Below are 7,322 nucleotides of genomic sequence, written 5' to 3' on the forward strand. Positions count from 1 at the left end.
CGCCGGTTGATGCAAACGCGGATACTAAGCGCGCGGCATCGGCCGCGTTCCGGGTTGTTGTTCGAGACACATGCCGCTTCACTTGATCAAGCTCGCGGTCGGCTGCGATTCCGTGGCCGATCTGACGCAGCGCGTGGCTGCGCGCGCCAAGCAGGCGCGTGAGCAAGGGCACACGCCGCAACACATCCACGTCACCCGCATGGTTCCGAAGCGGGACGCCGAGCTGCTCGCCGGCGGATCGATCTATTGGGTGATCCGCGGCGAGATCGCCGCGCGCGAAAAGCTGATCGGCATCGAGCCGTTTCGCGACAGCGACGGCATCGCCCGCTGCCGGCTGATCATGCAGCCCAAGGTTCATCCCGTCAGCCCGCGGCCGATGCGGCCGTTCCAGGGCTGGCGCTATCTCACCGAAGCCGACGCCCCCGCCGACCTCGGCAAGGCGGCGCGGAGCGTCGCCGCAATGCCGGAGCCGATGCGACGCGAGCTGCGCGAGCTGGGGCTTTTGTAGTCGGTTAGTTCGTCGACGTAGTCAGAAACCTCGTCATTGCGAGCCGAAGGCGAAGCAATCCAGCTCCGTGCACTGAGCTGGATTGCTTCGTCGCGGAGCCTGTACTCGGACGGCGCGAAGCGCCGATCCGGGTGCTCCTCGCAATGACGACGGTGAAAGAGAACTACACCGCCATGTTGTCGATCAGCCGCGTCTTGCCGATGCGTGCGGCGACGAGGAGGCGAACGGGGCCGCCTTTCAGCGAACGTACCGGCTCGAGCGTTTCGGCGTGGCGGGCCTCGAAGTAATCGAGCGTGAAGCCGGCCTCGCGGATCATCTTGGTCGCGGCGGCGAGAGACGGCTCGAAGCTCTTGCCGGCACGCATCAGCTTGGCGGTGTGCTTCATCGCCCGGTACAACGTCGGCGCGGCGCTGCGTTCTTCCGCCGACAAATAGACGTTGCGCGACGACATCGCGAGGCCGTCGCGTTCACGCACCGTCGGCGCGCCGATCACCTTGACGCCGAGGTCGAGGTCGGCGGCCATCCGCGTCACCACGCGGAGCTGCTGGAAGTCCTTGGAGCCGAACACCGCGACGTCCGGCCGGCACTGCAGGAACAGCTTGCCGACGACGGTGGCGACACCGCCGAAGAAATGCGGACGAAAGCGATCCTCGAGCCCGGCGAGTGCCGGGCCCTCGGTGGTGATACGGGTGGCGAAGCCGTCGGGGTACATCACCTTGACGTCGGGATTCCAGATCAGGTCGACCTCTTCGGCTGCCAGCTTGCCGGCGTCGGCCTTCCAGGTCCGCGGGTAGGAGGCGAAGTCCTCGTTCGGCGCAAACTGTGTGGGATTGACGAACACCGAGACAGCGACCTTGTCGGCGCGGCGCTTGGCCAGCCGCACCAGGGAGAGGTGGCCGTCGTGCAGCGCCCCCATGGTCGGGACCAGCGCCACGCGGGCGCCGCCTTCGCGCAGCTCGGTGAGTGCGCGGCGAAGTGCGGGAAGGGTGCGGGCGACGACAGGAGAGCGGGCCATGGGGCGAGTTTTCGGGGCATTTGGAGGACGGGGAGGCGGGACGGCCATTCTATCAAACTGCCCAATGCGTAGCCACTCGGCGATGGCAATTCGGCCGCCTAACTTGTGAGGATTCATGATTAAACACGAAGCCGCGTGCATCGGCGGCGCTCCACACCTATTCGCTTGACCGCGACCGCGAGCGATTGAAGATATCGGCGAGGAGATCGATGCTGGTTCAGGCCACCCAGGGACATTCGGCTCGCGTTGTCGTTCTCGGCAACGAGAAGGGCGGTACCGGCAAGTCGACGCTGGCGGTTCACATCGTCGTGGCACTGCTCAAGGCGGGCCAGCGCGTCGCCACCATCGATCTCGACAGCCGCCAGCAGAGTCTGACCCGCTACCTCGACAATCGCCGGCGCTGGGCCGAGCATACCGGGCTTTCGCTCGAACTGCCCGAGCACCGCGCGATCGCACTCGGACAGTCGATGCAGATCGCCGACAACGAGCGCAGCGAATTCGAGGAGTTCGCCGACGCGGTGGCGTGCGTCGAGCACAGCCACGATTTCATCGTCATCGATACGCCAGGCTCCGACAGCTATCTGATGCGGCTGGCGCATGCGATGGCCGACACTCTGGTGACGCCGCTGAACGACAGCTTTCTCGACTTCGACGTGCTGGGAAACGTCGATCCGGTCAGTCACGCGGTGATCGGTCCGAGCCATTACGCGTCGATGGTGACCGACGCGCGGCGCCAGCGCCGCCAGCTCGACGGCATCGATACCGACTGGATCTTGGTGCGTAATCGGCTGTCGATGCTGGGCTCGCGCAACAACGATCTGATCAGCGGCGGTCTGAAAGAGCTCGCGATGCGGCTCGGCCTACGGCCGCTCGAAGGCTTTGCCGAACGGCTGGTGTATCGCGAGTTTTTCCCGCGCGGCCTCACCGCGCTCGATGATCTCGACGAAGCGACCCTGGGCACCCGGCCCAGCATGGGTCACGTCACTGCACGCGAGGAAGTCACCGCGCTGCTGCGGCAGCTCAAGCTGCCGCTCGACGAACGCGGTCGCCGTCGCGCCGCCAACCGCGCCGAATGGTTCGCGCAGGCCGATACTCCGCTCGAACTGCACGACATCGTGGGTGCGTAGCAGCCCCGGTGCTTAGCACTTTGGTCAAATATGTCGCGCCGGCCGGCGTTGAATTTTCCACGGTTGCATCGCCCCAGGGGGATTTCGGCCTGCCGCTCCAGGGCCAGGGGGACGCAACGTGCCCAGTGTCGCGCCATTGTGCACTTGCACAATCCCGGGGCGCTAAACTCCCAATCTTTGATCTTCCTGTCATGTGGCTGTGATTTATAGTCGTCGTATCGGAATCTATGGCCTGGGGCATCGGGCGGACCGATACGGGATCGAACATGACGCGCGGAATTACTATTCTGCTGGCGCTGTGCTTGGTAGTGGCCGGCGCTTACTTCACCGCTTCGAAATGGGCGATACGTCATCAGACGCTGGTGTTCTACGATGCCTCGCGGGGACGCCCGGTCGCTGTCGATATTGCGGTTCGGCGCGACAAGGAGATGCAGTCCGAAGCCGGCCTCTCCATCCTGCCGGTGGCGATCATCAATCACGGCAACACCGTCCGCTTCACCGAGTACTCGTTCCTCGCCAATGTGCTCGCAGTGCGTGGCTATATGGCGGTGAGCATCCAGCACGATCTCGACAGCGATGCACCGCTGGTCACCAAGGTTGGCGAACTCTATGTCGGTCGTCTGCCGGTCTATGAACGCGGTGCCGCCAATATCGACTTCGCCATTAGCAAGCTGCGCGAGATGCAGCCCAATGCCGACTACGACCACCTGACCATGGTGGGCCATTCCAACGGCGGCGATATCTCGGTGTACTACGCCAGACTGCATCCGGATCACATCAGCAAGGTGGTGACGCTGGATAATCTGCGTGTTCCGTTCATGGTCCACGCAAAGTTCAAGACGCTCACGTTCCGCTCCCACGACCCGCAATTCAAGACCGATCCGGGTGTCGTTCCCGATCAGGCAGATTGCGACAAGGCGGGCATTACGGTGGTTCGGACCGGCTTCCAGCACACCGAAATGAGCGACCGCGGTCCGGAAGACGTCAAAGAGTCGATCACCGCGTCGCTCGACAAATTCCTCGATGACAACACCGGTTCGATCACGCCGAGAACCACGGCGCCGCAACGCAGCGGGCTGGTGGCGACGGCGAGCAAATAGAAGGCGGTAAGGGCGATCCCGCCGAGGCGGGATTGATCCGCGCCACGTGCGTCGCCAGATAGGCTGCTGTCATCAGCGAGCAGTGCCTTGTCCCGCGACCCGACCAAAACCTCCGTACCTCTTTCGGCCGAGCGACGCTCCGCGTTGCCGGAGCAGTCGTCTTCGGATGAGATCGCTGCCTTCGTCGCCAAGGCGCGGGCGATGTCGCCGCAGACGAGCGGCCGCGGCCGGCTGGTGTTCGCGCTCGACGCGACGATGAGCCGGCAGCCCACCTGGGACATGGCCTGCGCGCTGCAGGCCGACATGTTTCGCGAAGCTGCGGCGATCGGCAGTCTCGATATCCGGCTCGTCTATTATCGCGGTCTCGGCGAATGCCGGGCGTCGCCGTGGATTTCGTCGAGCGCCGAGTTGGCGCGGCTGATGGGCAAGATCGACTGCCGCGGCGGCAACACCCAGATCGGCCGCGTGCTGGCCGACGCCCGCCGCGAGGCCGTCAGCGCTGGCGTGCGCGCGGTGGTGTTCGTCGGCGATGCCATGGAAGAGCAGGCCGACGATCTATGCGCCAAGGCTGGCGAACTCGGCCTGCTCAAGGTGCCGGTGTTCGTTTTCCAGGAGGGGATCGATCAGGGCGCCGAGGCGGTGTTCAAGGAGATCGCGCGGCTGAGTGGCGGCGCGTGGTGCCGGTTCGATCCGGGCGCTGCGGCCCAGCTTCGCGAATTGCTGCGCGCGGCCGCGGCCTATGCGGCCGGCGGTCGCGAGGCACTGCAGCGGCTGGCGGGCAGCGGCGGTGGCGCGGCACTGTTGCTCGGCCAGATGCGCTGAAGAGCAAGCGAGCGCCGCTGCTTTTTCACCGCCGTGGTCCTATATTGCCGCCATGCCTACACTGATCGCCGGCGCCATCGCCGTTTTCGTCCTCTACACGTTGCTGCAGATGCTGCGCAACGCTAATCCGGCGGTGCTGTCGCGCGCCATCAAGCTAGCGGGTGGCATCGTAATTCTGGCTGCAGCGCTGTTCACCGGCGTCAAAGGCGAACTCGCGGTGGCGATCCCGCTCGGCCTGTTCGGCGCCGGCCTGCTCGGCTGGACGCCGCTTGCCAATGCGGGCTTCGGCAATATCGGCGGCCTGTTCAGCGGCACTGGGCGGCGCTCGTCTGGCCAGACGTCCACCGTGCGATCGCCGATGTTGGAGATGACGCTGGACCACGACAGCGGCGCGATGGCCGGCCGTATTGTGGCCGGCCCGCATGCCGGCCGCTCGCTCGACGAGTTCGATCTGACGGGTCTCGCCGCGATGCTGCCCGGCTTCGATGCCGAGAGCGCGACGCTACTTGAAAGCTATCTGGACCGCCGGTTTCCCGCCTGGCGTCAGCACGCGCAGGGCGACGCGGCAGGGCGGAGTAGCAGCAGTGCGTCGGGCAGCAAAATGACGGTTGAGGAAGCCTATGAGATCCTTGGCCTGCAGCCGGGCGCGGGGCCGGACGAGATCGGGCGTGCTCATCGCACCCTGATGAAGAAACTCCATCCCGACCAAGGGGGGTCGACGTATCTTGCCGCCCGTGTAAACGCGGCCAAGGATACCTTGCTTCGCACGCATCGCAGCTGACTCCAGCACGCAACCAAACGCTACAAACCGATTGCGAGAGTCCTGCCGATCAAACTGTGATGACGTCCCGGATGCCCGCCGCTTCTGCGGCGTGGCGGATTGATGGAGTTTTATGCGGGAATGATTGACGAGTGGTTTCGCTAGGTTTCATTCCATCGATGGTTCAACGCAGTGTGGCCCCGCCGCACCGGTCACGGTCATGCGGAGCCGTCGCCAGTGCTGAAAACGGAAATGGCCGGGACTGAGCCCGGCCATTCAACATACTTGAAGATGTGAACTCGAACGACGGCGGCTGTGCGCGCTTCAGTTCTTGATCGTGAAGCAGGAGATGTCGGAGCGCTTCAGCTTTTTGCAGACGGCTTCGGCTTCTTCGCGATCGAGGCCGGCGAAGCGGGCGCGGTAGAGCTTGCGGTCGCCCTTCGACGTCACGGTCTCGGTGAACGGATCGGCTTTGCTGAGCATGCCGCTGGCATGGTCGCGGGCGGCTTCGAGGCGCTGCTTGGCTTCGCCTTCGCTCTCCAGCGCGCCGACCTGGATGATCCAGCCGGTGCGAACCGCGGTGGCGCGGATGGCGCCGTTCTGCTGGACGGTGGCGACCGGTGCCGAAGGTTCGGCGGAGGCGACCTGGACCGGCTTCTGATTGAGACTGGAGGCCGGCATCACGCCGAGAAGGCCGGTGCCGGTGCCGTGGCCGGCCGGCTGCTGGATCATTTCGGCCCGGGTGTCGGGCTCGGGGCGGGCGATCGAATTGGTGACGGGCGGGGCAGCGACGGCAGAGGCGAGCTTGATCGGCGCCGATTTGACCATCACGGTCTTGACCCTCACCGGCTTCATCGGCTCCGACGAGCCCGGCACGGTGGCGAGTGGTGTGGTCTCGATGGTGCCGCTGTTGAACGGCCCGGGCTCGGGCTTGGCCGCCGGCGCGATCGAGCGGGTGGCGACCTGAGCGGCTGGGCGCGGTGCGGCGACGATGGGTTCGGGCGCAGCAGAAGCGACATGCACGGCGCCCTGGACCTGGACCGGTTGCGGAGCCGGGGCTTCCGGCGCGGCATCGGCAACCTCGGTGTCGGCCTGAGCCGGATTACGCTCGGAGATCGCCGCCACGACGCGGCGGGTCCCGCCCTTTTCCAGATTCTCGGCGAGCAGGTTGCGCATGATGGCGTCGCGCGAGGAATAGCTGCGGCCGCCCATCACGACGCCGATCAGGAACCGGTTGCCGCGATGCATCGAGGTGACGAGGTTGAAGCCGGAGGCGCGGGTGTAGCCGGTCTTGATGCCATCGACGCCCTCGACGCTGCCGAGCAGATGGTTGTGATTGCGGATCGACTGGCCGCGGAAATTGAACACGGTGGTCGAGAAGTAACGGTAGTAGCGCGGGAAGCGATCCTGGATAGCGCGGCCGAGGATCGACAGATCACGCGCGGTAGTGACCTGTTCGTCGTTGGGCAGGCCGGACGCGTTGCGGAAAACGGTGCGGGACATGCCCAGGGCGCGCGCCTTGCGCGTCATCATCTTGGCGAAGTCGTCTTCGCTGCCGCCGATGGCTTCGGCAATCACCACCGCGGCGTCGTTGGCCGAGCGGGTGACGAGGCCCTTGATGGCGTCTTCGACTTTGATCGTCTGACCGGGGCGGAGGCCCAGCTTGGTCGGAGCCTGCTCGGAGGCGTGCTCGGACACTTCCATTTCGGTATCCAGCGACATCTTGCCGGCATCGAGACGCTCGAACAGCAAATACAGCGTCATGATCTTGGTCAGCGAGGCGGGGTGGCGCAGACCGTCCGGATTGGTGGCGCTCAGCACCGCGCCGGTATTGCCGTCGACGATGATCGAGGCGAAGGCGGGATTGTAACTGTCGCGCTCGACGTGATGACGGGCATGATGGCGGTGATGCCGCCGCCTGGCGTCGGCACTGTCGGTCGTGATCACTACCGCGGCCGAAATGGTGGCCAAGCCGAACACGCAAACTCGC

7 protein-coding genes are annotated in these 7,322 nt (G+C 65.3%); 5 read left to right on the forward strand and 2 right to left on the reverse strand.

Features of this window, described 5'->3' with window-relative positions:
- Window positions 1-70: 70 nt before the first annotated feature.
- Window positions 71-508, forward strand: coding sequence for a DUF1489 family protein (locus I5M_RS07355; RefSeq protein WP_022720808.1), 438 nt, complete (start codon window positions 71-73; stop codon window positions 506-508).
- A 163-nt stretch (window positions 509-671) separates the two neighbouring features.
- Here the strand turns inward: I5M_RS07355 and panC are convergent, their stop codons facing one another.
- Window positions 672-1,523, reverse strand: a complete 852-nt coding sequence (panC, locus tag I5M_RS07360) for a pantoate--beta-alanine ligase (protein WP_022720809.1) — start codon at window positions 1,521-1,523, stop codon at window positions 672-674.
- Window positions 1,524-1,732: 209 nt separating this feature from the next.
- Here panC and I5M_RS07365 point away from each other — a divergent pair, with 209 nt between their 5' ends.
- The 4 genes from I5M_RS07365 to I5M_RS07380 all read left to right on the forward strand — a co-directional run bounded on the left by I5M_RS07365 (window position 1,733) and on the right by I5M_RS07380 (window position 5,353).
- Window positions 1,733-2,650 (forward strand): division plane positioning ATPase MipZ, encoded by a 918-nt coding sequence (locus tag I5M_RS07365; protein ID WP_022720810.1) that lies wholly within the window; start codon window positions 1,733-1,735, stop codon window positions 2,648-2,650.
- Window positions 2,651-2,916: 266 nt separating this feature from the next.
- Complete coding sequence (locus tag I5M_RS07370; RefSeq protein WP_022720811.1) at window positions 2,917-3,750, forward strand: alpha/beta fold hydrolase; 834 nt, start codon at window positions 2,917-2,919, stop codon at window positions 3,748-3,750.
- An 87-nt stretch (window positions 3,751-3,837) separates the two neighbouring features.
- Entirely contained in the window at window positions 3,838-4,572 is a 735-nt protein-coding gene (locus I5M_RS07375) for a hypothetical protein (protein WP_031335740.1), read from the forward strand.
- Between the two features lie 52 nt (window positions 4,573-4,624).
- Window positions 4,625-5,353 carry a DnaJ domain-containing protein gene (locus tag I5M_RS07380; RefSeq protein ID WP_022720813.1) on the forward strand — a complete coding sequence of 243 codons (729 nt, stop codon included), beginning with the start codon at window positions 4,625-4,627 and terminating at the stop codon, window positions 5,351-5,353.
- A gap of 303 nt (window positions 5,354-5,656) precedes the next feature.
- Here the strand turns inward: I5M_RS07380 and I5M_RS07385 are convergent.
- Window positions 5,657-7,322 (reverse strand): D-alanyl-D-alanine carboxypeptidase (locus I5M_RS07385; RefSeq protein WP_031335742.1); only part of this gene is annotated, 1,666 nt, incomplete at its 5' end.

This window comes from Rhodopseudomonas sp. B29 (genome assembly GCF_000333455.1).
GTDB lineage: Bacteria > Pseudomonadota > Alphaproteobacteria > Rhizobiales > Xanthobacteraceae > Rhodopseudomonas.

What these genes read in the sequence shown, in the direction of transcription:
- I5M_RS07355 (WP_022720808.1), top strand. Translation starts at nt 71, where the DNA reads ATGCCGCTTCACTTGATCAAGCTCGCGGTCGGCTGCGATTCCGTGGCC.
- panC (WP_022720809.1), bottom strand. Translation starts at nt 1,523, where the DNA reads ATGGCCCGCTCTCCTGTCGTCGCCCGCACCCTTCCCGCACTTCGCCGC.
- I5M_RS07365 (WP_022720810.1), top strand. Translation starts at nt 1,733, where the DNA reads ATGCTGGTTCAGGCCACCCAGGGACATTCGGCTCGCGTTGTCGTTCTC.
- I5M_RS07370 (WP_022720811.1), top strand. Translation starts at nt 2,917, where the DNA reads ATGACGCGCGGAATTACTATTCTGCTGGCGCTGTGCTTGGTAGTGGCC.
- I5M_RS07380 (WP_022720813.1), top strand. Translation starts at nt 4,625, where the DNA reads ATGCCTACACTGATCGCCGGCGCCATCGCCGTTTTCGTCCTCTACACG.